This is a genomic window from Pseudomonas sp. C9, from assembly GCF_002000165.1.
Taxonomy (GTDB): domain Bacteria; phylum Pseudomonadota; class Gammaproteobacteria; order Pseudomonadales; family Pseudomonadaceae; genus Aquipseudomonas.
In genome coordinates, this window is the sequence record NZ_MPAK01000001.1 from 4,364,948 (window position 1) to 4,386,809 (window position 21,862).

Annotated in this window: 25 protein-coding genes; 14 read left to right on the top strand and 11 right to left on the bottom strand. The window is 59.0% G+C overall.

What is annotated here, in order from left to right; genetic code table 11:
- Window positions 1-24 precede the first annotated feature (24 nt).
- Together BMS17_RS20365 and BMS17_RS20370 are read right to left on the bottom strand one after the other, a co-directional pair.
- Entirely contained in the window at window positions 25-1,506 is a 1,482-nt protein-coding gene (locus BMS17_RS20365) for a methyl-accepting chemotaxis protein (protein WP_077431593.1), read from the bottom strand.
- Window positions 1,507-1,624: 118 nt separating this feature from the next.
- Entirely contained in the window at window positions 1,625-2,434 is an 810-nt protein-coding gene (locus BMS17_RS20370) for a TatD family hydrolase (RefSeq protein WP_077431594.1), read from the bottom strand.
- A 234-nt stretch (window positions 2,435-2,668) separates the two neighbouring features.
- Here BMS17_RS20370 and BMS17_RS20375 point away from each other — a divergent pair, with 234 nt between their 5' ends.
- The 3 genes from BMS17_RS20375 to BMS17_RS20385 all read left to right on the top strand — a co-directional run bounded on the left by BMS17_RS20375 (window position 2,669) and on the right by BMS17_RS20385 (window position 5,185).
- Complete coding sequence (locus BMS17_RS20375; protein ID WP_046031789.1) at window positions 2,669-4,090, top strand: transglycosylase SLT domain-containing protein; 1,422 nt, start codon at window positions 2,669-2,671, stop codon at window positions 4,088-4,090.
- A gap of 103 nt (window positions 4,091-4,193) precedes the next feature.
- On the top strand, window positions 4,194-4,628 hold the full coding sequence (locus tag BMS17_RS20380) for a DoxX family protein (RefSeq protein ID WP_046031790.1): 435 nt from the start codon (window positions 4,194-4,196) through the stop codon (window positions 4,626-4,628).
- 248 nt (window positions 4,629-4,876) lie between these two features.
- A complete protein-coding gene (locus BMS17_RS20385; protein WP_046031791.1) occupies window positions 4,877-5,185 on the top strand; it encodes a hypothetical protein in 309 nt (102 codons plus the stop codon).
- Window positions 5,186-5,188: 3 nt separating this feature from the next.
- On the opposite strand, the gene greB is transcribed toward BMS17_RS20385, so the two are convergent.
- Genes greB through BMS17_RS20400 form a run of 3 tightly spaced genes read right to left on the bottom strand, consistent with a single transcriptional unit; the run spans window position 5,189 to window position 8,908 of the window.
- A complete protein-coding gene (greB, locus tag BMS17_RS20390) occupies window positions 5,189-5,686 on the bottom strand; it encodes a transcription elongation factor GreB (RefSeq protein ID WP_033057207.1) in 498 nt (165 codons plus the stop codon).
- 34 nt (window positions 5,687-5,720) lie between these two features.
- Window positions 5,721-8,225, bottom strand: coding sequence for an ABC transporter permease (locus BMS17_RS20395; protein WP_077431595.1), 2,505 nt, complete (start codon window positions 8,223-8,225; stop codon window positions 5,721-5,723).
- On the bottom strand, window positions 8,225-8,908 hold the full coding sequence (locus tag BMS17_RS20400; RefSeq protein WP_007943616.1) for an ABC transporter ATP-binding protein: 684 nt from the start codon (window positions 8,906-8,908) through the stop codon (window positions 8,225-8,227). Before BMS17_RS20400 ends, BMS17_RS20395 begins: the two co-directional genes overlap by 1 nt.
- A 10-nt stretch (window positions 8,909-8,918) precedes the next feature.
- On the opposite strand from BMS17_RS20400, the gene BMS17_RS20405 reads away from it, so the two are divergent.
- From BMS17_RS20405 to BMS17_RS20415, 3 genes are all read left to right on the top strand, one after another.
- On the top strand, window positions 8,919-9,524 hold the full coding sequence (locus BMS17_RS20405; RefSeq protein ID WP_046031794.1) for an arylesterase: 606 nt from the start codon (window positions 8,919-8,921) through the stop codon (window positions 9,522-9,524).
- Window positions 9,525-9,580: 56 nt separating this feature from the next.
- Window positions 9,581-9,874 (top strand): hypothetical protein, encoded by a 294-nt coding sequence (locus BMS17_RS20410; RefSeq protein WP_003226812.1) that lies wholly within the window; start codon window positions 9,581-9,583, stop codon window positions 9,872-9,874.
- A 99-nt stretch (window positions 9,875-9,973) separates the two neighbouring features.
- Entirely contained in the window at window positions 9,974-10,945 is a 972-nt protein-coding gene (locus BMS17_RS20415; RefSeq protein WP_046031795.1) for a L,D-transpeptidase family protein, read from the top strand.
- 124 nt (window positions 10,946-11,069) lie between these two features.
- On the opposite strand, the gene oprI is transcribed toward BMS17_RS20415, so the two are convergent.
- Entirely contained in the window at window positions 11,070-11,321 is a 252-nt protein-coding gene (gene oprI / locus BMS17_RS20420; protein ID WP_003199355.1) for an outer membrane lipoprotei OprI, read from the bottom strand.
- A gap of 640 nt (window positions 11,322-11,961) precedes the next feature.
- On the opposite strand from oprI, the gene BMS17_RS20430 reads away from it, so the two are divergent.
- Window positions 11,962-12,243: a GNAT family N-acetyltransferase gene (locus BMS17_RS20430; protein WP_046031797.1), complete on the top strand. Its 282-nt coding sequence runs from the start codon at window positions 11,962-11,964 to the stop codon at window positions 12,241-12,243.
- A gap of 65 nt (window positions 12,244-12,308) precedes the next feature.
- Here BMS17_RS20430 and BMS17_RS20435 read toward each other — a convergent pair whose 3' ends face one another.
- Both BMS17_RS20435 and BMS17_RS20440 read right to left on the bottom strand, forming a co-directional pair.
- Window positions 12,309-13,385 carry a 3-deoxy-7-phosphoheptulonate synthase gene (locus tag BMS17_RS20435; protein WP_046031798.1) on the bottom strand — a complete coding sequence of 359 codons (1,077 nt, stop codon included), beginning with the start codon at window positions 13,383-13,385 and terminating at the stop codon, window positions 12,309-12,311.
- A gap of 118 nt (window positions 13,386-13,503) precedes the next feature.
- Window positions 13,504-13,947, bottom strand: coding sequence for a PilZ domain-containing protein (locus BMS17_RS20440; protein ID WP_046031799.1), 444 nt, complete (start codon window positions 13,945-13,947; stop codon window positions 13,504-13,506).
- Between BMS17_RS20440 and BMS17_RS20445 the strand changes: the two genes are divergently transcribed.
- The 5 genes from BMS17_RS20445 to cysB all read left to right on the top strand — a co-directional run bounded on the left by BMS17_RS20445 (window position 13,946) and on the right by cysB (window position 17,904).
- A complete protein-coding gene (locus BMS17_RS20445) occupies window positions 13,946-14,332 on the top strand; it encodes a thioredoxin family protein (protein ID WP_046031800.1) in 387 nt (128 codons plus the stop codon). The genes BMS17_RS20440 and BMS17_RS20445 overlap by 2 nt on opposite strands.
- Window positions 14,329-15,285 carry a putative 2-dehydropantoate 2-reductase gene (locus tag BMS17_RS20450; protein WP_077431596.1) on the top strand — a complete coding sequence of 319 codons (957 nt, stop codon included), beginning with the start codon at window positions 14,329-14,331 and terminating at the stop codon, window positions 15,283-15,285. The genes BMS17_RS20445 and BMS17_RS20450 overlap by 4 nt, the downstream gene beginning before the upstream one ends.
- A gap of 24 nt (window positions 15,286-15,309) precedes the next feature.
- Window positions 15,310-16,215, top strand: coding sequence for a 5'-nucleotidase (locus BMS17_RS20455; RefSeq protein WP_046031802.1), 906 nt, complete (start codon window positions 15,310-15,312; stop codon window positions 16,213-16,215).
- Between the two features lie 94 nt (window positions 16,216-16,309).
- Window positions 16,310-16,813: a universal stress protein gene (locus BMS17_RS20460; RefSeq protein ID WP_046031803.1), complete on the top strand. Its 504-nt coding sequence runs from the start codon at window positions 16,310-16,312 to the stop codon at window positions 16,811-16,813.
- A gap of 116 nt (window positions 16,814-16,929) precedes the next feature.
- The gene (gene cysB / locus BMS17_RS20465) at window positions 16,930-17,904 is read left to right on the top strand and encodes an HTH-type transcriptional regulator CysB (protein ID WP_046031804.1); all 975 of its coding nucleotides are present in this window, start codon (window positions 16,930-16,932) and stop codon (window positions 17,902-17,904) included.
- Here the strand turns inward: cysB and BMS17_RS20470 are convergent.
- Both BMS17_RS20470 and BMS17_RS20475 read right to left on the bottom strand, forming a co-directional pair.
- On the bottom strand, window positions 17,901-18,383 hold the full coding sequence (locus tag BMS17_RS20470) for a GreA/GreB family elongation factor (protein ID WP_077431597.1): 483 nt from the start codon (window positions 18,381-18,383) through the stop codon (window positions 17,901-17,903). The genes cysB and BMS17_RS20470 overlap by 4 nt on opposite strands.
- Before the next feature lie 2 nt (window positions 18,384-18,385).
- Window positions 18,386-18,793, bottom strand: coding sequence for a hypothetical protein (locus BMS17_RS20475; protein ID WP_077431598.1), 408 nt, complete (start codon window positions 18,791-18,793; stop codon window positions 18,386-18,388).
- 124 nt (window positions 18,794-18,917) lie between these two features.
- Here BMS17_RS20475 and earP point away from each other — a divergent pair, with 124 nt between their 5' ends.
- Window positions 18,918-20,060, top strand: coding sequence for an elongation factor P maturation arginine rhamnosyltransferase EarP (earP, locus tag BMS17_RS20480; RefSeq protein ID WP_046031805.1), 1,143 nt, complete (start codon window positions 18,918-18,920; stop codon window positions 20,058-20,060).
- A gap of 48 nt (window positions 20,061-20,108) precedes the next feature.
- The gene (locus tag BMS17_RS20485) at window positions 20,109-20,678 is read left to right on the top strand and encodes an elongation factor P (RefSeq protein ID WP_046031806.1); all 570 of its coding nucleotides are present in this window, start codon (window positions 20,109-20,111) and stop codon (window positions 20,676-20,678) included.
- A 165-nt stretch (window positions 20,679-20,843) separates the two neighbouring features.
- Here the strand turns inward: BMS17_RS20485 and BMS17_RS20490 are convergent, their stop codons facing one another.
- Window positions 20,844-21,857 (bottom strand): alpha/beta hydrolase, encoded by a 1,014-nt coding sequence (locus BMS17_RS20490; protein WP_077431599.1) that lies wholly within the window; start codon window positions 21,855-21,857, stop codon window positions 20,844-20,846.
- Between the last annotated feature and the right edge of the window lie 5 nt (window positions 21,858-21,862).

The following is a 21,862-nucleotide window of genomic DNA, read 5'->3' on the forward strand; positions in this document are numbered from 1 at the left end:
GCGGGCGTGCCCGCGATGGGGCCCTTACAATTTGAGCTGTCCGATCGCCTTACTCAATTCCCCGGCCAACGCCGCCAGTTCATGACTGGTGGTGGCTGAGTTTATGGTCTGCTGCACGGTGTTCTCCGTCACATCCCGAATACTCACCACCGCCCGGTTCATCTCTTCCGCCACATGGCTCTGCTGTTCGGCTGCCACCGCAATCTGCGTGTTGCTTTCACGCATCTGCGCCACGGCGCCGGTGATCTCCGCCAGCGCGGCGCCGGCCTCTTGAGCCTGCTGCACGCAGTCGTCGGCCTTGAAGGAGCTTTCCTGCATGAAGTCCACCGCGTCCCGGGTCCCGGCCTGCAAGGCGGACACCATCAAGGTGATCTCGTCGGTGGAGGTCTGGACGCTTTTGGCCAGGTTGCGCACCTCATCGGCGACAACGGCAAAGCCCCGGCCCATTTCACCGGCCCGTGCCGCCTCGATGGCCGCATTCAGGGCCAGCAGGTTTGTTTGCTCGGCGATGCTGTGAATCACGCTGACCACACCGTTGATTTTCTGGCTGTCCTCGGCCAGACGTTGAATCATCTCGGCCGTCTGCTGCACGCCGCTGGACAGCCCGGCAATCGACTTCTGTACCCTGATGACCACTTCCTGCCCGCTGCCGGCCAGGGTGTCGGCGGTTTGCGAGAGGTCGCGGGTCGCGCCGGCATGCTGGGCGATGTGGTGGACCGTCGCGGTCATTTCGTTGATCGCCGTGGCGGCCTGATCGGTTTCGCTTTGCTGGCCGAGCATGCCGTGGCGCACGTCGTTCATGCTTGAGGCCAGGCGTGCGGCGCCGATATCCAATTGCCGAGCCGTGCTGGCGACGGTGGTTACCACCCGTTGGTAACCGGCCTGCATCGCGTTGAAGGCATGCGCCATCTGCCCGACTTCGTCCTTGCTAGCCAGTGGCACACGGGCTGACAGGTCGCCGGTTTTCTCGACGTGAAGCATCACATCTTTCAGAGTGTTGAGCTGACTCAGCAGGAAGCGGATGAGCAGTTGCGATGCCCCCAGCATTGCCAGCATCAGGATAAAAACGGCGACCGCATAGTGGGTGAAACGCTCGCTGAATACTTGGTTCAGGCTCGGGCCAAAAGCGAGCAGCGCCACTTGCTGGCCATCGGGACGAGCGAACACTTCGGCGCCCATCAACGGGTTATCACCGAACAGCGGCATTGAGTTGATCTCGACCCAGCCATGGCTATCCGTCAGTTCCAGCAGCGGCTGACCGTTCAGCAGCGGCGCCTGCCCGCGCCCGAAGGTCAACAGGTTGTCGGCCTTGGGCAGCGGTTGCCCGGATGGCCAGGCGCTGAGCAATCGCACTTGCGCCTGAGCGCTCGCCTGAGCGGCATGACTGCGCGCCTGTTGTTCGAGCTGCACGGCGTACAGCACCAGCAACAGGGTCGTGAAGAAGGCGACCGCGTTGACCGCCCAAAATTTGTATTTCAGCGAGATGTTGCTAAGCCAGGCACCCATGGAGGTCTTCTCTGATAGCGGAAACAGCATTGGCAAGGTGCCAGCATTGTGTCGCTATCGAGGGGTTCTGCATTTGATATGGATCAACAACCCTCACCGTCCCCTGTAGGATTGGTGGTTACTGGGCGATGGTGGGCAGACCGAAGAATGCTCGTGCACAGGCGGTGCTGTGGGCGGCGAGATCTTCTTCGCTTTCCCCGCGATGCAACGCCACTTCCCGTAAAACTTCAGTCAAATACGCCGGTTCATTACGTCCATTTTTTGGCTTGGGCCGCAGGCTGCGTGGCAGCAGATACGGTGCATCGCTCTCCAGCATCAAGCGTCCGCGCTTGATCTCCTTCACCAACGGATGCAGGTGCGTGCCGCGGCGTTCATCGCAGATCCAGCCGGTGATGCCGATGTGCAAATCCAGATCGAGGTAGCTGAACAAGGCTTTCTTTTCGCCGGTGAAGCAATGCACCACGGCGGCCGGCAATTGGTCACGGTAATCACGCAGGATTTCCAGCAGTCGCTGACTGGCGTCGCGTTCATGCAGGAATACCGGCAACTGCAACTCGACTGCCATCGCCAGGTGTGCTTCCAGGACTTTTTCTTGCTGTGGGCGGGGCGAGAAATCACGATTGAAATCCAGCCCGCATTCACCCACGGCCACCACGTTCGGCTCCTTGAGCAAACTGCGCAGACGCTGCGCGCTGTCAGCATTCCAGTCAGTCGCCGCATGGGGGTGAATGCCAGCAGTGGCGAACAGCCGTTGAGCTGTTTCGTCCAGTTGTTGGCACAGCTCCAGGGCTTGTTCACTGCCCTCGACATTGGTGCCGGTCAGTACCAATTGGCAGACCCCCGCGGCATACGCGCGGTCGAGTACGGCCTGGTGTTTGTCGGCAAAACTGGGGTTGGTCAGGTTGACGCCGATATCGATGAGTTGCATGGTGCTACCTCGGACCAAAGGCCGGAAAGCATATCAGAGCTGTAGATTTATAAGAAAAGCCAAGAACTACAACGAGTTGAAGCTGTCTCTTGATGCCGCGAGACAGGTCAGGGTGGTCAAGGTGCCATCACTGTGCCAGTCTTTCGCACTTTGCCAGCGCTCATGGCGCTCTGTTTCTGTCGTTCGATTCCATGAAACTTGAGGAGTCGGCCCAGTATTCTTTCCGGAGAGTGGATGATACGTCCCTCGATATTGCTATTGCTGTGCTGTTCGTTGCTGCTGCCGATGCCGGCGGTTGCGCGTCTGGCCGGGCCGCTGCAAGCCGTGCCGGCGGCGCAGGTGCGCGACCTGGCAGAAATACGCAGCAGCCGCATATTGCGGGTGCTGGTCAACCAGAGCCGCAACAGCTCCGGCGAAGTCCAGGGCCAGGCCATCGGTGTCGAATACCACCGCTTGCGCGCCTTCGAGCAATACCTCAACGGTCATGCCCGTGACGGTCAGGAAGTCACCCTCAAGATCATCCCCAAAGCCAAGGATCAATTGCTCGGTGCCCTGCAGCGTGGAGAGGGGGATCTGGTCGCACCGGGGGAGTTGCTTGATTTACAGCCGGGCCACGCAGTCAGCAGCAGTGAGCCGATCGCCAGCAACATCCCGTTGGTGCTGGTGGGGATTAAAGGCGAGCGTCGCTACACCAAGGTCGAACAACTCTCCGGCAAAACCCTGGCGTTGCCCACGGGCAGTGCGGCCGGGGATGCGGTGAGCCAGATCAATTCCAAACTCGCACTGCACAAGCTGGCACCGATTACGATCGAGTGGGTCGATCCCAGTCTTGCCGTCGAAGATGTGCTGGAGATGGTTCAAGGCGGGATCTTTCACCTGACCATCGTCGAACAACCGATTGCCGAGCGCTGGGGCAAGATCCTGCCCAAATTGCGCTTCGACAAACAGGTGCTGATCAGCGACCCGGGCGAAGAGTTCTGGTTTGTGCGCCGCGATGCGGCAATGTTGCGGGCAAGCATCGATCGGTTTTTGACGACGTACAAGAAGCCTTCAGACCAGGACGTGGCGTTTCTGCGGATCTATCGGCGTCTGTACCAAGTGCACTATCCACTGGCCAAGGCCGATCGCCAACGCCTGGAAAAACTGCGGCCGGTGCTGCAGAAACACGCCGATGCCCAAGGCATGGACTGGTTGAACCTGGCGGCGCTGGCGTTCAAGGAGTCAGCCTTGCAGCCCAATGCCCGCGGCAGTGGCGGTCCCACCGGCCTGATGCAAATCACCCCGTCCGCCGCGCAGCGGGTCGGGGTCAACAACATTCAGGAGCTCGACGCCAATGTCCAGGCCGGTGCCAAGTACCTGGCCATGATCCGTCGCAAGTTCTTCGCCAGCCCCAAACTCAACGAACGTGAGCGCATGGCGTTTGTACTGGCGGCCTACAACATTGGCCCGGAGCGGGTTCAGGGAATGCGCGCCGAAGCCCGGCGGCGTGGACTTAACCCTAATCAATGGTTTTTCCAGGTCGAGCGCATTGCCATGGAGCAGGTGGGAATGGGACCCGTCAGCTACGTTAATAGCGTCAACAAGTACTACTTGGCATTCGATCGTGAGAGGGAATCGCTGGAGCCGCAGGGGCAAAAAGTTGTTTCTCGTAAATGATCGACTAAGCTGATTGTTATGGTGCAATTATTGCGCTTTTAGCATTCGTTTTATCGATTAATATGGCGCCCAACGAACACACACTGACAATGGATGACACAGCATGAGCTCACTGATCAACAAGGTACTGTTTACCCGCGCCGGTTTCGGCCTGACCGCCATACGGATCGTTGTCGGGATCATTTTTGCGGCTCATGGCGCACAGAAACTCTTCGGCATGTTTGGTGGCTACGGCATCGCCGGCACCGCGCAATACATGGAAAGCGTGGGCCTTGCACCGGGTCATCTGATGGCGATTCTGGCCGGGGGGACGGAGTTCTTTGGCGGTCTGGCCCTGATTATCGGTCTGCTGACACGTCCTGCGGCACTGGGGCTGAGCATCCTCTCGCTGGTTGCGATTTTCTCCGTGCATATCCATAACGGCTTGTTCATGGCCAACAACGGCTATGAATTCGCCCTGGCCCTGCTCGGTGGCAGTATCGCGGTATTGATCGAAGGTGCCGGCAAGCTGTCGCTGGACGGTGCCATCACCGACTGACCGCTCTGGCTCAACTAAAAGGCTCGCACTGCGCGGGCCTTTTTTGTTGCGCGTGATTCTTGACACTGCTGTGTCAGCTTCTCTAGGATGCTGCTCATGCGCCGATTTAAACAGCTACTTGCGGGGCGCCAGGTGACTCATTCAGTTGCCGATAGAAGCTTGAAACAAGCTTCGAAATACCGCTAAAGCGCTGGTTCGGTGTTGCCTCTCACCTGCCATGCAGACTTTTGAGGCAGAGACACGACTCGATGAACGCACTTAGCCCCGTTGTACGTCCCGCGCCGATCACGGCACATCTCACCCAGCGCAATCCAAAAATCCTGCTTGGCGGTCAACATCAGCCGACACTTCTGCGTTATCTCGATGGCTGGCCACGCCGTACCGGCGGCCCTGCGGCATTTCTGATCCAGTTTGTCGAAGACGGTGAATCCCTGGCTCGATTTGCCAACGACAGCTTTGATCTGGCAGTGATTCAATCGCCGAGTCTTGAAGACGCCCCTGAAGTGATCAGGCAACTGACTCGCGTTGCCCGGCAAGGTTTGATTACCCGACGCTAAGGTTCAAAGGTACTCAATCGCCACGATATACACGCATTGCTCACCGGTAGGTGTCTGGACGCGAACTTCGGCGTCCAGCGCCTTGCCGATCAGCGCGCGAGCGAGCGGTGAGTCGATGCTGATCAGCCCCAGTTTCAGGTCCAGCTCGTCCGGGCCGACGATGCGGTAGCGCGACTCTTTGCCGTCCTCGTCTTCGATGGTGACCCAGGCGCCAAAATAGACTTTGTTCGGGTCGCTGGGTTTCTCGCTAACCACTTTGAGCGCTTCCAGCCGTTTGGTGAGGAAGCGCACACGGCTGTCTATTTCGCGCAGCATTTTTTTGCCGTAGGTGTATTCCGCGTTCTCGGAACGATCACCTTGAGCCGCGGCCTCGCTCACAGACTGCGTTACTTGCGGTCGCCGTACATGCCAAAGTTCGTGAAACTCGGCCCGCATCCGCGCTTCCCCTTCGGGGGTGATCAGCGCGGTGCCAGCGGTGCGGGGGGGGCGATAGCGGCTCATGACAACTTCTTGTGATGGAGAAGCCTTGAGTCTATCAACCCTCGCGCAACACTGTCAGTGGGCTGGCGTTCAAGGCTCGACGCGTACCGAACACACCGGCGCTGCCAATCAGCACTGCGCCGATCAATGGCAGCACCAACAACCACGGATGCGGATGCCACGGCAGGTCGAAGGCATAGCGATAGAGCACCAGGCTCACCAGTTCCGACCCCAGTGCTGCCAATAGCCCGCTGACTGCGCCGAGTAATCCGAACTCGATCCGTCGGGCTTTCACCAGCAATTGCCGTTCGGCCCCCAGTGCTCGTAACAGGGCGCCTTGACGAATGCGTTCATCGAGTGTCGCCTGCAAGCCGGAAAACAACACCGCCATCCCCGCCGCCAGTACAAACAGCAACACATATTCCACCGCCAGCGTGACTTGGGCGAGGATGCTGCGTAGCTGCTGCAGCAAGGCTTCGACTTGCAGAATGGTGACCGCCGGGAAGCTGCGCGACAGGTCGACAATCTGCTGGTCATGCCCGGCCGCCAGATAGAAACTGGTCAGGTAAGTCGCTGGCAAATCCTTCAGAGTGCCGGGCTGGAAGATCATGAAAAAGTTTGGCTGGAAGTTGTCCCAGTTGATGTCTCGCAGGCTGGTGACTTTCGCTTCACGGTTGACCCCGCCCACAGTAAACACCATGTGATCGCCGAGCTTGAGTTTTAGGCTTTCGGCGACTTTGCCTTCAACAGAAACGCCAGGTACGGCTTCGAGTGCCTGTTCGCTCCACCAGTTGCCCGCCGTCAGTTTGTTACCTGCCGGCAAGTCGGCCGCCCAGGTCAGGCTCAGGTCGCGCTGAATCGCTCGATCACCCGCTGAATCCTTGCTGACGATGTCTTGCACGGGCACGTCATTGATGCTGATCAGTCTCCCTGGCACCACGGGATAGAGCGGCGCGGACTGCGCCGACAGTTCGATCAGGCGATCAGTAAAGGCCTGTTTGTCCGCCGGCAGAATGTTCAGCGCAAAATAGTTCGGCGCATTTTTCGGCAGTTGATTTTGCCAGGTATCCAGCAGTTCGCCCCGCAGCAACGCGATCAGCGCCATGGACAGTAGAATCAGGCCGAAAGCCAAGGCTTGTCCCGCGGCCGCCAATGGATGACGCAGCAGTTGGCCGAGCCCGAGGCGCCAGGGTAGCGAAGCACGGGCCAGCAGCCGCCGTAAGCTTTTCAGCAGCAGCAGGAGCAAGCCGCCGAGCACCAGCGCGGCGATCACGCCACCGCCGAGCAGAGCGAAGGTCAGCACCAGGTCGAGGCTCAGGCGCCACATGATCAGGCCTAGGGCACCCAACGCAGCGCCATAAACCATCCAGGTGCTGGAGGGGATCGGCAGCATGTCCCGACGCAGCACCCGCAGCGGTGGCACGCGACCGAGTGCGGCGAGCGGCGGCAAGGCGAAACCGGCGAGCGCCACCAGCCCTGTACCGATCCCGGCGATGGCCGGCAGCAGACCTCCCGGTGGCACATCGGTCGGTAACAAGTCATGCAGCAGTGCAAATAGCCCAAGCTGTGCCAGCCAGCCCAGGAGAGCGCCACTGAGGCTGGCGAGCAGTCCCAGTACCGTCAACTGCAAACTGAACAGCACCATGGTTTCCCGGCGCGACAGGCCCAGGCAGCGCAGCAAGGCACTGGCATCGAATCGGCGGGTAGCGAAGCGTGTTGCCGACAGCGCGACTGCCACGCCGGACAAAAGAACGGCCACCAGGCTCGCCATGTTGAGGTAGCGCTCGGCCTTGCCCAATGCGCCGCCAATCTGTCGGTTGCCGTCGCGGGCATCCTGCAGTCGCTGGTTGGCGGCCAGTCCTGGCTTGATCAATTGACGATAGGTTTCCAGCGCCTCGGCTTTGCCGCGCCAGAGTTCACGGTAGCTGACCCGGCTACCCGGTTGCACCACGCCGGTGGCGGTAAGGTCGTCGAGGTTGATCAGCACGCGTGGTGTCAGGCTGTAGAAGTTGCCCGCCCGGTCGGGTTCGTAGGTCAGCACGCGTGCCAGCTTCAGGGTTTTCAGGCCGACGTCGATGCTGTCGCCGATCTTCAGGTCCAGTGCTGTCAGCAAGCGTGCTTCGACCCAGGCTTCACCGGGTTTCGGTCCGCCACCGGGTTCTTCCGGGGCAAAGGGTGTCGGGGCGCTTTTCAGTTCGCCGCGCAGTGGGTAGACCGCGTCGGCCGCCTTGATGCTGGACAGTTGAATGCCATTGTCGGTGGCGATGACGCTGGAGAACTCCACCACTTGAGCGTGTTCGAGCCCCAATTCCAGGCCACTGTTGATCTGTTCGGGACGCGCCGGTGAACTGCCTTCGAGCAACAGGTCGGCACCGAGAAACTCGGTGGCACGCAACATCATGGCGCCGTTCAGGCGGGCGCCGAAGTAACCGATGGCGGTGCTCGCCGCCACGGCCACCAGCAAGGCGAAGAACAACACCCGCAATTCACCGGCGCGGGCGTCGCGCAGCAGTTGGCGGATGGCAAGGCTGAACAGGCGCAACAGCGGCAGGCGTGCCATCAAGGCTCCAGAGGGGCGACCAGCAGGCCGGCTTCAAGGCGGATCAGACGCCGGCAGCGATGTGCCAGGCGTTCGTCGTGCGTCACCAGCACCAGCGTCGTGCCGCGTTCCTGATTGAGTTCGAACAACAGATCGCTGATGCGCTCGCCGGTGTGGCTGTCGAGGTTGCCGGTGGGTTCATCGGCAAACAGCACGTCGGGTTCGGCGGCAAACGCCCGGGCAATCGCCACACGTTGCTGTTCACCCCCCGAGAGCTGGCGCGGCGAGTGCGTGAGGCGCTGGCCCAGGCCGACCCGTTGCAGCAATTCGGTGGCGCGCTCGCGGGCGTCTTTTCGACCATCGAGTTCCAGTGGCAACATGACGTTTTCCAGCGCGTTGAGGCTGTCGAGCAACTGAAAGGACTGGAAAACAAAACCGACATGCTCGGCCCGGATGCGTGCACGTTGATCCTCGTCGAGTGTGCTCAGCCCTTGCCCGGCCAGCGTGACTTCGCCGCTGCTGGGCAGGTCGAGGCCGGCCAGCAGGCCGAGGAGGGTGGATTTGCCGGAACCGGAGGCGCCGACGATGGCCAGGCTGTCGCCCTTGTTCAGTTCCAGGCTGAGTTCGTGCAGGATAGTCAGTTCACCTTCCGCGCTGGGGACCACTTTGCTGAGGTTCTTCGCGGTGAGAATGCTTGCGCCCATGGAGAATCCGATGCGTGTGTGGTTTTTGAGTGCTGGCCTGGCCTTGATGTGCATGGCCCAGAACGCAGCGGCGGGTACTGTCCTGATCGTTGGCGATAGTATCAGCGCCGGTTTCGGGCTGGATACCCGGTTGGGGTGGGTCTCACTGCTTGAACAACGGCTCAAGCGCGAAGGTTTCGACGACAAAGTGATCAATGCGTCCATCAGCGGCGACACCAGTGCCGGAGGCCAGGCACGCCTGCCCGCGCTGCTTGCAGAGCATAAGCCTGAGTTGGTCATCCTTGAGTTGGGCGGCAATGACGGTCTGCGTGGATTGCTTCCGACGCAATTGCAACAAAACCTTGCGGCGATGATCGACAGCTCTCAGGACAGCGGTGCCAAGGTGTTGCTGTTGGGCATGCAATTGCCACCCAATTACGGCGTTCGATACACCGAGGCCTTTGCCAAGGTCTACAGCAACCTGGCCAACGAGAAGAAAATCCCGCTGGTGCCGTTTTTTCTCGACGGTGTGGGCGGTCATCCAGACCTGATGCAGGCCGACGGCATACACCCGGCGGCCGGGGCTCAGGACAAGTTGCTGGAAAATGTCTGGCCTACGCTAAAACCGCTGTTATGAGACTTTTCTAGAAGCAGGCTTTCGGCTAAGGTGGCGCCCCCGATTTGGAGCCCCCGATGCCGCGTCCCGCCTGGTCACTTTTTGCCTACCAACTGATCGAGCCTGACGAACAGCTGGATCTGTTCGCCTGCCAGGAAGTGCGGGTGCATCTGGTGACGCGTCAGCTGGAACTGGGCGGCTCGGCGGACCGAACCTTGTGCGGCAGCCTGTTGCCGGCACAGCCACGCTGGTCGAGCGTCGACCGTCGTGTGTTTCAGGATCAGCGACTGTGCTCGCTGTGCCGAGCCATTCTGGAATCGCAAAAGCGCGGCACTTCGCCCATCTGGCCAGAGCTGCGATTCGAGCTCTAAGGCGTCAAGGATAGCTTGCTATCGACCAACTCCCCGAATTTACGGGCGGCGGTGTACAATCGCGCTTTTACCCTAGTCGACCTGCGAAGGACTTTCCGGATGTTGCCGCGTTTTCCTGCCGTTACCCGCTGCCTGACTCTTGCTGCGTTGTTTGCGGCCGGTCCAGTTGCAGCATTGGAGTTTCCCCTGCCACCGCCCGGTGAAGACATCATCGGTCAGGTGCAAGTGATCAAGGCCAAATACGAAGATACCTTCGCCGACCTTGGTACCGCCTACGACCTGGGCTACACGGAAATGGTCGCGGCCAACCCTGGAGTTGATGCATGGTTGCCGGGCGCCGGCACCGAAATCATTCTGCCAACACGTTTCATCCTGCCACCGGGACCGCGTGAAGGCATCGTGATCAACCTGGCCGAGTACCGCCTCTACTACTACCCGAAAGGCAAGAACGTGGTGTACACGTTCCCGTTGGGTATCGGTCGTGAGGGCTGGGGTTCGCCGATTGCCCACACCAGCATCACCGCGAAGACGCCGAACCCGACCTGGACGCCTCCAGCGTCGATCAAGGCCGAGCACGCCGCCGACGGCGATCCGCTGCCTAATGTGGTGCCGGCAGGCCCAGACAACCCTCTGGGGCCGTTCAAGTTCACTCTGGGTACACCGGGCTACCTGATCCACGGCTCTAACAAGAAGTTTGGCATCGGCATGCGTACCAGTCATGGCTGCTTCCGCATGTTCAACAACAACGTGCTGGAAATGGCTGGCATGGTGCCAGTCGGTACGTCGGTGCGGATCATTAACGACCCGTACAAGTTCGGTGTGAGTGCCGGCAAGGTTTATCTGGAAGCGCACACGCCACTGGATGACAAGGGCAACCCTTCGGTGGTCGACAAGCACACTGCGGTTATCAACGCGATGCTCAAGCGTGAAGACATCACTAACAACCTACGTATGAATTGGGATGTGGTGCGCGACGTGGTAGCCGCTGAAGATGGCCTGCCGGTGGAAATCGCTGTGCCGAACGGGGCTGCGCCAATGATGTCGAGTGCACCGCTCGATCCATTGCAGTAAGGCTTGAAAGAAACCCGCCGACGCAGGTTGCGTCGGCGGGTTTTTTATTGCCGGAAGAAAACACCCGGCAATAAAAAAGCCGACCCATAAAATGGGTCGGCTTGATAACAATCCCGAGGGATTATTACTTGCGGCTAGCTTTGTCCAGCATGCGCAGAGCACGCTCGTTAGCTTCGTCAGCAGTCTGTTGTGCTTTTTGAGCAGCAGCCAGAGCTTCATCAGCTTTACGGTAAGCTTCGTCTGCACGAGCTTGGGAGCGAGCTGCTGCGTCTTCAGTAGCGGTCAGACGTGCTTCTGTTTCTTTCGATGCGCTGCTGCAACCGGTAGCCAGAACTGCGGCCAGAGCCAGAGCAGAGAATTTCAGAACGTTGTTCATCGTGTTCCCCTTCAAGGACTTTCAATTAAGTAGCTGTCTCCTCAGAGTGAGGAAATAGCCGGCGTACATACTACCCATTACTACTCGTAAGTAAACTGACGTAAAGCAAGAAGCAAAAAAAATTGTAGGCGTTGATTCTTTTTCGAGCAACTTTTAACTGCATTGTTTAAAAAATATCCAGCTACGAGGCCCGAGCCTGAGCGAATCGTCGAGGAAAAGTTCCCGGCACTCACGGCGTTTTTTTTCAGTCTTGGCTAAAGTCTGGCTAGATGAACTCGTCCATACTTTCGTTCGAATTTTGCGCAGCGGCCCTCATAATCTTTATCCATGTAGAGGTGACTTTAAAATCGCGGGTTCGTCTTAAGTCTCAACATCCGGCAATGTTCAGGCTTTCGACCCGCAAAGACCGCCGGTCGAGCCGTCCCTGCGTTCCCTGAAGCAGCACCCGCCAGTTGAGCATGATGACGAGCGTACCTTGAGCATTTTTGCCAATGGTGCCTACTATTTGATACGTGCTCGGTTGCGCGAGATCGGTGCAGTTCTTCTCGGTGTCCATTGGCACGGGGTGGCGTAGATGTTCCTTCGCCGGAAAAACATCGGTAAGGTAGGGGTCAGAATTCAAGACCCGCGAGGAGTAGTGATGAGCGAGGCGTTGTCCATCCACCATGACCAGGCTGGTCATCAGTTCGAGACCAGTGTGGACGGTCATCGTGCCTACCTGACCTATATGGATCTGGGGAAACAGACCCTGGATATCTATCGCACATTCGTGCCCAACGCATTGCGGGGACGCGGCATTGCAGCAGCCTTGACCGAGAAGGCGTTGGAGTACGCAGACGAAATGGGTTACACCGTCATTCCATCGTGCTCCTACGTTGAGCGCTACATGGAGCGTCACCAACGGCACGCTGCCAAGCTGTGATCAAAACGAACGCATAAAAAAACGCCAGGTTTAAGCCTGGCGTTTTTGTGTGCGCTAAACGTTGATCAGTTGCGGTCACGTTTTGGCAGCACGTCCTTGAGCTTGGCATGCATGCTGCGCAAGGTGTTTTCGGTGGCGGACCAGTCGATGCAGGCGTCGGTGATCGACACGCCGTATTGCAGGTCGGCGAGGTCTTTCGGGATGGCCTGGCAGCCCCAGTTCAGGTGACTCTCGACCATCAAGCCGATGATCGACTTGTTGCCTTCCAGAATCTGGTTGGCGACGTTCTCCATCACCAGTGGTTGCAGGGCCGGGTCCTTGTTGGAGTTGGCGTGGCTGCAATCAACCATGATGTTTGGCTTGATCTTCGCCTTGTTCAGCGCTTGCTCGCAGAGCGCGACGCTGACCGAGTCATAGTTCGGCTTGCCGTTGCCGCCGCGCAAGACTACATGGCCGTAAGCATTGCCCTTGGTGGTGACGATCGACACGCCACCCTCCTGGTTGATACCCAGGAAGCGGTGCGGGCTGGATACCGATTGCAGGGCGTTGATCGCCACTGTCAGGCCGCCGTCGGTGCCGTTCTTGAAGCCGACCGCCGAAGACAGGCCGGAAGCCATTTCGCGGTGGGTCTGGGATTCGGTGGTGCGTGCGCCGATGGCCGACCAACTGATCAGGTCCTGCAAGTATTGCGGGGAGATCGGGTCGAGGGCTTCGGTGGCGGTCGGCAGGCCTTTTTCGGCCAGGTCCAGCAACAACTGGCGACCGATGTGCAAGCCGTCCTGGATCTTGAACGAGTCATCCAGGTAGGGGTCGTTGATCAAGCCTTTCCAGCCGACGGTGGTGCGTGGCTTCTCGAAATACACGCGCATGACCAGATACAGGGTATCGGACACTTCGGCGGCGAGCACTTTCAGGCGCTCGGCGTATTCGTGGGCGGCCTTGATGTCGTGGATCGAGCAAGGCCCGATGACGACGAACAGGCGGTGGTCGGTGCCATCCAGAATGTTGCGAATGACTTCGCGGCCCTTGGTGACGGTGCGCAGGGCAGCGTCGCTCAGGGGAATATCGCGCTTGAGCTGATCAGGAGTGATCAGAGTCTCGTTGGAGGCGACGTTTAGGTCGTTGATCGGTAAATCAGCCATCGTTTACTCGTCAGGTCACGGGTGCCGGCCGCCAGCGAACCCGCGCGGCGGAGCACAGCAAATTAAGCGCGTCGGGGAGCCGAACCTTAGCGCGTTATCCGCCTGCTCGACAATGGGTTTAATCCAGCATTGGCTGCGCAAATGCCTTGCGTACGGTGTCGTGAGAGAACTCGTCGGCGTGCTGCTGGACCCATTCGAGGGCCAGCGCCTGAATACCCTGCAAGTCGTCATGCGCGTCATGCAGGCGGCAATAGCGTTCGATCTGGCACACCTGCTCGCCCATCCGGGCGCTGAACAGCATCTGTTCATCGACGAAGGCAATACCCACCAGATAGCCGCGTTTGCGTCGCAGGCACCAAGCCACATAGCCCAGATAACGCATGTCGGGGTTCAAGGTGGGCATGCGCACTTCCAGCGCCGTGCCGTGGCGCCAGGCCCGGTGATAATTGCAAGCCATGCCCCCGAGGCTGATAGTGTGCAAGCGCTGTCGCGAGATGCACTCATGCGTCAGTAACGTTAATTCGACGGGCACATCGTCAGGATGAGGAATAAAACGTCCCATGAACACGGACTCCCTGTGTCGGCCATCTGACATTGTTTCCCCCAGTATAGTGGTCGAATTGGAGCTGACCGATTTCGATGCCGACCAACGGCTGCTGGCGATGAGCGGCGTATCCCTGGTGATTTTCACCAGCGTCGGTTGCGCCAGTTGCCGATTTGCCCGTGAGCAACTGCCAGGGCTCGATCTGAACGTTGATCGACTGTGCTGGATCGATGCCGGGAACAATGGCGGGGTGGTCGAGCGTTATCAGGTTTTTCATTTGCCAGCGCTGTTTGTCGTGCGCGACGGCGAGTTTTTCGGGGCACTAAAATCGCGCCTGACCGGTACCGAACTCAATGAGGCGGTCGGGCGGGCGCTGATGAAAACAGCAGAGGAGTTGCCATGATGGGGGCAGTCACCAAGCCGACAATCGGTGTAATCGGAACCGGTGCAATCGGCGGGTTCTACGGGATGATGCTGGCGCGTGCCGGTTTCGATGTGCACTTCTTGCTGCGCAGTGAGTTTTCAGCGGTGGCCGAGCGCGGGCTGCAACTCGACAGCGCGGTTCATGGCGCGCTGACATTGAACCCGGTGCAGGCCTATTCGTCGGCCGAAGACATGCCGCCCTGCGACTGGTTGCTGGTGGGCGCAAAAACCACCAGCAACGCGGACCTGGCACCGGCGATCCTTCAAGCCGCAGCACCCAACGCCAAGGTATTGGTGTTGCAAAATGGCCTGGACGTTGAAGACAGTCTGCGTGAGAGGCTTCCCGATTCGCTGCATGTGCTCGGTGGGCTCTGTTATATCTGCGTACATCGCGAGGGCCCGGGTGTCATTACCCATCAAGCCCTTGGCGCGGTGCATGTCGGTTACCACAGCGGCCTCGCGGCCGATGAGTTAACGCGCACCGCAATTGTCGAGGAGGGTGTTGGCCTGTTCCGTACGGCCGGCATCGATTCCCAGGCCATGGCTAACCTGCACCAGGCGCGCTGGCAAAAACTGGTCTGGAATATCCCTTACAACGGCCTGTCGGTGTTGCTGGGAGCCAGCACCTCGCCTTTGATGGCCGATGCCGACAGCCGGGAACTGATCAAGGCCTTGATGGCCGAAGTGGTTCTGGGGGCAACCGCCTGTGGACACGACGTGCCGGCCGGTTACGCCGACCATCTGTTCATGGTGACCGAGAAAATGCCGGATTACTGGCCGAGCATGTACCACGATTTTCTGCACAAACGACCGCTGGAGCTGGCCGCGATTTACGCACGGCCCCTGGCGGCTGCCAAAGCGGCGGGGTGCGAGTTACCGCTTATCGAGGCCTTGTATCGCAGTTTGAGTTTTATCGATCGACGTAACACCTGAGTCGATCAATCCGGGGGGAAGGGCATGGTAAAGGGCATAGACGACAAACTGGTGCTGGCGATTTCTTCGCGAGCACTGTTCGACCTGAGCGAGAGCCACAAGGTGTACCTGTCGAGTGGCGTCGAGGCTTACCGGCAATATCAGATTGAACACGAAGACGAAATCCTCGAGCCCGGTGATGCCTTCCCTCTGGTGCAAAAACTCCTGAACCTCAATACCCATCTCGGCCGCGCACGGGTCGAGGTGATCCTGGTGTCGCGCAACAGCGCCGACACCGGTTTGCGGGTGTTTAACTCGATTCACCATTATGGGCTGGCGATTTCCCGCGCGGCGTTTGTCGGCGGGCGCAGTCCTTATCCGTATCTCAAAGCCTTTGGCTGCGACCTGTTTCTGTCGACGCATGCCGAAGACGTGCGCAGTGCGCTGGACGCCGGTTTCGCGGCAGCAACCATTTTGTCGGGCGGTGCCAGCCGCGCGGCCAGCGATGAATTGCGGATCGCCTTCGACGGTGATGCGGTGCTGTTTTCCGACGAGTCGGAGCGTGTCTACCAGTCTGGTGGCCTGGAAGCGTTTCAGGCCAGCGAGCGCGAAGCCGCCCGTGAGCCGTTGCGCGGAGGGCCGTTCAAAGGCTTCCTGGCGGCTCTCAATCTGTTGCAGCGCGAGTTTCCCGACGACGACTGCCCGATTCGCACGGCGTTGGTCACCGCGCGTTCGGCGCCGGCCCATGAGCGAGTCATTCGCACGTTGCGTGAATGGGACATCCGGCTGGACGAATCGCTGTTTCTGGGTGGCCTGACCAAATCGGCCTTTCTCGAAGCCTTTGCCGCCGACGTGTTTTTCGACGATCAGGCCGGTCACTGCGAATTGGCCCGCGAAGTCGTCGCCACCGGTCATGTCCCGCATGGCATAAGCAACGAGCAAAAGATTTAAGCCCATCGTTCAACGCGTTACGCAGAGCATCGCACTCGCCAAGGCACTGCTAAGCTGAATCAATCTCCACCATGTTGGCTCGCGAGGAGGTCATATGATTCGGTCGATGCTGTATGCCACTGACCTCGGCCTGTACGCACCGTTTGTAATGCAGCACGCCTTGGCGCTGGCGCGGACATTCAATGCCGATTTGTATGTGGTGCATGCGGTTGAACCTATGGGCCTGTTTGCCGAGTCGGTGCTTCAGAGTTATCTCGATGAGCAGGCGTTGAACGAGTTTCACAGTCAGGGCCTGAGCACGGTGATTGCCAATATCGAGCAGCGGGTGCTCGACAGTTTTCGCGAAGAGTTGGGGGACGAAGGGGAGCAGGACCTGGCGCGGATTCAAGCCGTGCGGGTGCTTCAGGGGGATCCGTCGCAAGTGATTCTCGACCAGGCGCAGAAACTCTCGGTGGATTTACTGATCGTAGGAAGTCATAGCCATGGGGCCGGCGCGGAAACGCCTTTGGGCAGGACCGCAGCGCGCGTGTTGCAGCTGGCGAGAGTGCCGGTCTATCTGGTGCCGCTGGTGGAGCGTCGCCGGCAAGGTGATCGCTAGAACACGAATAATAGTGGCAATTTGACAAAAAAGTTCTAGATTTATTCTTCACGCCATTAATATAGTTATATACCGTCGCTGATGCCCGTGGCGTCTACCTGCTTTGAGGGATTCATATGAAGCTTCAACAATTGCGCTACATCTGGGAAGTGGCGCACCACGACCTCAACGTTTCCGCTACCGCCCAAAGCCTTTACACCTCGCAACCGGGTATCAGCAAGCAGATCCGTCTGCTGGAAGACGAATTGGGGGTTGAGGTTTTCGCTCGCAGCGGCAAGCACCTGACCCGTGTCACCCCGGCCGGCGAACGCATCATCACGACCGCTGGCGAGATTTTGCGCAAGGTTGAAAGCATCAAGCAGATCGCCCAGGAATTCTCCAACGAGAAGAAGGGCACCCTGTCGATCGCCACCACGCATACCCAGGCGCGTTATGCGTTGCCGCCGGTGATCAGCAGTTTCATCAAGCAGTATCCGGACGTTGCCCTGCACATGCACCAGGGTTCGCCGATGCAGATCGCTGAAATGGCCGCTGACGGCACTGTGGATTTCGCCATCGCCACCGAAGCACTGGAGTTGTTCGGCGACCTGGTGATGATGCCGTGCTATCGCTGGAACCGCTGCGTCGTAGTGCCCCAAGGCCACCCGTTGACCAAGCTGTCGAAGCTGACCCTCGAAGCGCTCGCCGAATACCCGATCGTGACTTACGTGTTCGGTTTTACCGGCCGCTCGAAACTCGACGAAGCGTTCAGCCATCGCGGCCTGACACCCAAAGTGGTATTCACCGCCGCCGACGCTGACGTCATCAAGACGTATGTGCGCCTGGGCCTGGGCGTGGGTATCGTGGCGAAAATGGCGGTCGATGCCAAACTCGACAGCGATCTGGTGGTGCTCGATGCCAGTGAGCTGTTCGAATCCAGCATCACCAAGATCGGCTTCCGTCGCGGCACTTTCCTGCGTGGCTTCATGTGCGACTTCATCGAGAAATTTGCCCCGCACCTGACTCGCGAAGTCATGGCTAAAGCCATTGCGTGCCACAACAAGCAAGAACTGGAAGAGCTGTTCGACGGCGTCGAACTACCGGTTCACTAGACCACCTCGGTAACAGAAAACTGTTGCCGGGCACCCGCCACCAGAATCTCCACGTCATCCCCTTCGAATTTGCCCAGCAGGCTTTTGCCCAGCGGCGAACGGGGGGTGATGACGGTAATCCATTGCCCCACCAGATCGACCTTCAGACCAGCGGCATCGGGGGCCAGAAACAGCCATTGCTCGCGGCCTTTTTCGTCTTCCAGGCCAAGCAATGCGCCGACCTCGATGCCGCGCTGATCGTCATAGGGGCGCAATGTCAGGTTCTGGCACAGCGTCAGTGACTGCCTGATTTCTTCCACCCGTCTGGCCTGTCCGGCCGCCAGATAGGAGGCTTCCAGGCCCAGGGTGTCGTACTTGTTTTCGGCGATGTTCTCTTCGTGGGTCGCGGTTTCGTACGCGGTTTGCGCGGCACGTTCGGCGATGTCGAGATCAACCCGCAGCTTGTCGAGAATCAATTGGTGGACAGTCTGTTTGTTCATGGTCAATCGCAGAACTGCAGGACATTGGCGCGGCTCTTTTCGCTCGGCGCAGTGTGGTCCTGTTGCAGCCAGAACTGGCATTTTGGGTTGGACAGATTGCGGCTGCTGCTGCGGGCCTGATCCATGCGTACCTGCTGCTCGTTCTTGCGCAGGTTCTCTTCATATTGTTCGAACAGCGGGCTCTGCGGCGGAATGTCCGGTACCGGTTGCACCACGGGCGGTTTGGCCAATTGCTCCACGGCGGCGGCCACTGGCGCCAGTTGCTCGCTGAAAAACAGGCGAGAGACGAGCCAGCAAGTCAGCGCGATGGCGAGAAATCCCAGCCACAATCCGAGGGCAATGCTGCCGATCAGTTGCAAGGCATTAGGCTGGATCTGCAACGTGCGGCGCGGAGTGGGACGAAAGGGCATGGCTGCCTCCTGGCGGATGGTCGCGGGATAGTGGCGATTGTCGCACGAAGATTAATCGCCGTCGGCTCTTCTGCGCGAGGTAATTTATGCGGACAATTGGTGCCTTTGCCAACGGGAATCCGCAATGCCTGAACTGAAAACCCGCTGGGATATTTTTTGCACCGTGGTCGACAACTTTGGCGACATCGGCGTGACCTGGCGCCTGGCACGACAACTGGTGGCCGAGTACCCGGTCGACGTGCGTTTGTGGGTCGATGACCTGCGCGCCTTCGAACGCCTGTGCCCCCAGATCGATATCCATGCCGCGCAGCAATCGCAGGCCGGTGTCGACGTGCGCCAATGGCCAGTAGCGTGGTTGGCCACAGAGGCGGCGGATGTGGTCATCGCCGCGTTCGCCTGCCAGTTGCCAAGTGCCTACATGGACGCCATGGCCGCACGGGAAAAGCCGCCGCTGTGGATGAATCTTGACTATCTGAGCGCCGAGGATTGGGTGAGCGGTTGCCACGGTTTGCCGTCGGTGAAATACAAAACGGTGCAGAAGTACTTCTTCTTCCCGGGATTCCAAAAGGGCACCGGTGGTTTGTTGCGTGAAAGAGGATTGCTTGAGCGTCGTCGACAGTTTCAGCAAAGTCGCGAGGCGCAACGAGAATTCCTTCAAGGCCTGGGAATAGATCCGGCCCCGAATGCCCAACTGATTTCGCTGTTTGCCTATGAAAATACCGGGCTGTCGAGTTGGCTGGATGTGATGGCGGCTGATCCGTTGCCGACCCATTTGCTGGTGCCCGAAGGGCGCATTCTCGGCGATGTCGAACGCTGGCTCGGTGTTGAAGGGTTGGCAGCAGGCGCCCGGCATGTCCGCGACGGATTGACCGTTCAGGTGCTGCCGTTCGTCCGACAGGATCAATACGATCATTTGCTCTGGTGCTGCGATTTCAACGCCGTGCGCGGTGAAGATTCCTTCGTCCGCGCCCAGTGGGCAGGCCGGCCAATGCTCTGGCACATCTATCAGCAGGAGGAAGACATCCACCTGGACAAGCTTGACGCCTTCCTCGAGTTGTACACAAAAGGCCTGTCCGCCCCTGCCAGCGAGGCGATCAGCGGTCTTTGGCGCGCGTGGAATGCGGGGCATGATATGTCCGCCCACTGGCGCATGGCCCGCAAACACTGGCCCCAGCTGCAAAAACACGCCGAGGCGTGGTGTCTGGAACAAGCCTTGCAGGCCGATCTTGCCGCGGCGCTGGTACAGTTTTATGTAAATTGGATATGATACGCGGCCTAGATTTTTGTAAATCCCATCCAAATTCGGATATTCGTAATGAAAACTGGTAAAGAACTGAAACCCGGGATGGTGATCCGTCTCGAAAACGATCCTTGGCTGGTTCAGAAAGCTGAATTCACCAAGTCGGGTCGTAACAGCGCGATCATGAAGACCAAGCTGAAAAACCTGCTGACCGGTTACAAGACCGAAATCGTTTACAGCGCCGACGACAAACTGGACGACGTAATCCTCGACCGTAAAGAAGCGACCCTGTCCTTCATCAGCGGCGACGCCTACACGTTCATGGACACCACTGACTACACCATGTACGAGCTGAACGCTGAAGACATCGAAGCCGTTCTGCCTTTCGTTGAAGAAGGCATGACCGATGTTTGCGAAGCGATCTTCTTCGAAGAGCGTCTGGTTTCCGTAGAACTGCCGACCACTATCGTGCGTCAGGTTGACTACACCGAAGGTTCCGCTCGCGGTGACACTTCCGGCAAGGTGATGAAGCCTGCCAAACTGAAGAACGGTACCGAGCTGTCGGTTGCTGACTTCATCGAAATCGGCGACATGATCGAGATCGATACCCGCGAAGGCGGTTCCTACAAAGGTCGTGCTAAATAAGCACTGCTTCAGGAATGAAAAAGCCCGGCCATTGAGCCGGGTTTTTTTATGCCTGAAAGGTAAAGATCATAAGATTCGCAGCCTCGTTTCACTCGACAGCTCCTACAAGGAAATGCAAAAACCATGTAGGAGCTGTCGAGCGAAGCGAGGCTGCGATGCTTTACTTCATTTCAAATGTTGCTTGAGCTCTTGCGACGCCTGCAGCATCGCGGAGCGCACCGCTGGCACCTGACTCACCACGTTAAGCAAACCGTAGTCGTGGATCATGCCGTTGTAGCGAACCGACGTGACCGGCACCCCGGCTTCATCGAGTTTACGGGCGTAAGCTTCACCTTCATCGCGCAGAACGTCGGCGCCCGCTGTCTGCACTAGCGCAGGTGGCAAGCCCTTCAGTTGTGCGGTGGTAGCCCGCAACGGCGAGGCGTAAATCTCATTACGCTGCTTGGCGTCGGTGGTGTAGTTGTCCCAGAACCACTTCATCATGTTTTTGGTGAGGAAGTGCCCCTCGGCAAACTGGTTGTAAGACGCCGTCTCGAAGCTCGCATCCGTCACCGGCCACAACAACACCTGGTATTTGATAGCCGGCGTGCCCTTGTCTTTGGCCATCAGCGCAACGACTGCCGCCATGTTGCCACCGACACTGTTGCCGGCCACGGCCAGGCGTTTGCCGTCGACGTTGATCTCTTTACCGTGCTCGGCCACCCATTGGGTCGCCGCATAAGCCTGATTGATCGCCACCGGGTAGTGCGCTTCCGGGGACGGGGTGTAATTGACGAACACCGCCGCAGCCCCTGAGCCGACTACCAGATCACGGACCAGTCGTTCGTGAGTCGGGAAGTCCCCCAATACCCAGCCACCGCCGTGGAAGAACATGAACACTGGCAACTCGCCCTTGACTCCGGCCGGCCGGACGATGGTCAGGCGCAGCGGTTGGCCGTCGACTTGAATGGTCTTCTCGCTGACATCGGCTTTTGGCAGCGTCAGTTTTACCCCGGATTGCGCACCCACCAGTACGGCGCGCGCGTCTTTGGGGGTGAGCTGTTCCATCGGTTTGCCGGTGCCGGCATTCAGAGCGTCGAGGAATGCCTGGGTGTTGTGTTCAACACCGTCGCCTGCGAACGCGTTACCGATGGACAGGGCGAGAAGGGTGCCGGTCAAGACTTTGCTGAAAGTGTTCATGTTCG

Bases quoted from the DNA above. Each gene is read 5' to 3' on its own strand.
- BMS17_RS20490 (WP_077431599.1), bottom strand. From the start codon at position 21,857: ATGAACACTTTCAGCAAAGTCTTGACCGGCACCCTTCTCGCCCTGTCC.
- BMS17_RS20365 (WP_077431593.1), bottom strand. From the start codon at position 1,506: ATGGGTGCCTGGCTTAGCAACATCTCGCTGAAATACAAATTTTGGGCG.
- BMS17_RS20415 (WP_046031795.1), top strand. From the start codon at position 9,974: ATGTTGCCGCGTTTTCCTGCCGTTACCCGCTGCCTGACTCTTGCTGCG.
- BMS17_RS20395 (WP_077431595.1), bottom strand. From the start codon at position 8,225: ATGGCACGCCTGCCGCTGTTGCGCCTGTTCAGCCTTGCCATCCGCCAA.
- cysB (WP_046031804.1), top strand. From the start codon at position 16,930: ATGAAGCTTCAACAATTGCGCTACATCTGGGAAGTGGCGCACCACGAC.
- BMS17_RS20445 (WP_046031800.1), top strand. From the start codon at position 13,946: ATGAACACGGACTCCCTGTGTCGGCCATCTGACATTGTTTCCCCCAGT.
- BMS17_RS20475 (WP_077431598.1), bottom strand. From the start codon at position 18,793: ATGCCCTTTCGTCCCACTCCGCGCCGCACGTTGCAGATCCAGCCTAAT.
- BMS17_RS20400 (WP_007943616.1), bottom strand. From the start codon at position 8,908: ATGGGCGCAAGCATTCTCACCGCGAAGAACCTCAGCAAAGTGGTCCCC.
- BMS17_RS20470 (WP_077431597.1), bottom strand. From the start codon at position 18,383: ATGAACAAACAGACTGTCCACCAATTGATTCTCGACAAGCTGCGGGTT.
- BMS17_RS20440 (WP_046031799.1), bottom strand. From the start codon at position 13,947: ATGGGACGTTTTATTCCTCATCCTGACGATGTGCCCGTCGAATTAACG.
- BMS17_RS20455 (WP_046031802.1), top strand. From the start codon at position 15,310: ATGGTAAAGGGCATAGACGACAAACTGGTGCTGGCGATTTCTTCGCGA.
- BMS17_RS20410 (WP_003226812.1), top strand. From the start codon at position 9,581: ATGCCGCGTCCCGCCTGGTCACTTTTTGCCTACCAACTGATCGAGCCT.
- greB (WP_033057207.1), bottom strand. From the start codon at position 5,686: ATGAGCCGCTATCGCCCCCCCCGCACCGCTGGCACCGCGCTGATCACC.
- earP (WP_046031805.1), top strand. From the start codon at position 18,918: ATGCCTGAACTGAAAACCCGCTGGGATATTTTTTGCACCGTGGTCGAC.
- BMS17_RS20435 (WP_046031798.1), bottom strand. From the start codon at position 13,385: ATGGCTGATTTACCGATCAACGACCTAAACGTCGCCTCCAACGAGACT.
- BMS17_RS20375 (WP_046031789.1), top strand. From the start codon at position 2,669: ATGATACGTCCCTCGATATTGCTATTGCTGTGCTGTTCGTTGCTGCTG.
- BMS17_RS20430 (WP_046031797.1), top strand. From the start codon at position 11,962: ATGAGCGAGGCGTTGTCCATCCACCATGACCAGGCTGGTCATCAGTTC.
- BMS17_RS20485 (WP_046031806.1), top strand. From the start codon at position 20,109: ATGAAAACTGGTAAAGAACTGAAACCCGGGATGGTGATCCGTCTCGAA.
- BMS17_RS20450 (WP_077431596.1), top strand. From the start codon at position 14,329: ATGATGGGGGCAGTCACCAAGCCGACAATCGGTGTAATCGGAACCGGT.
- BMS17_RS20370 (WP_077431594.1), bottom strand. From the start codon at position 2,434: ATGCAACTCATCGATATCGGCGTCAACCTGACCAACCCCAGTTTTGCC.
- BMS17_RS20385 (WP_046031791.1), top strand. From the start codon at position 4,877: ATGAACGCACTTAGCCCCGTTGTACGTCCCGCGCCGATCACGGCACAT.
- BMS17_RS20405 (WP_046031794.1), top strand. From the start codon at position 8,919: ATGCGTGTGTGGTTTTTGAGTGCTGGCCTGGCCTTGATGTGCATGGCC.
- BMS17_RS20380 (WP_046031790.1), top strand. From the start codon at position 4,194: ATGAGCTCACTGATCAACAAGGTACTGTTTACCCGCGCCGGTTTCGGC.
- BMS17_RS20460 (WP_046031803.1), top strand. From the start codon at position 16,310: ATGATTCGGTCGATGCTGTATGCCACTGACCTCGGCCTGTACGCACCG.
- oprI (WP_003199355.1), bottom strand. From the start codon at position 11,321: ATGAACAACGTTCTGAAATTCTCTGCTCTGGCTCTGGCCGCAGTTCTG.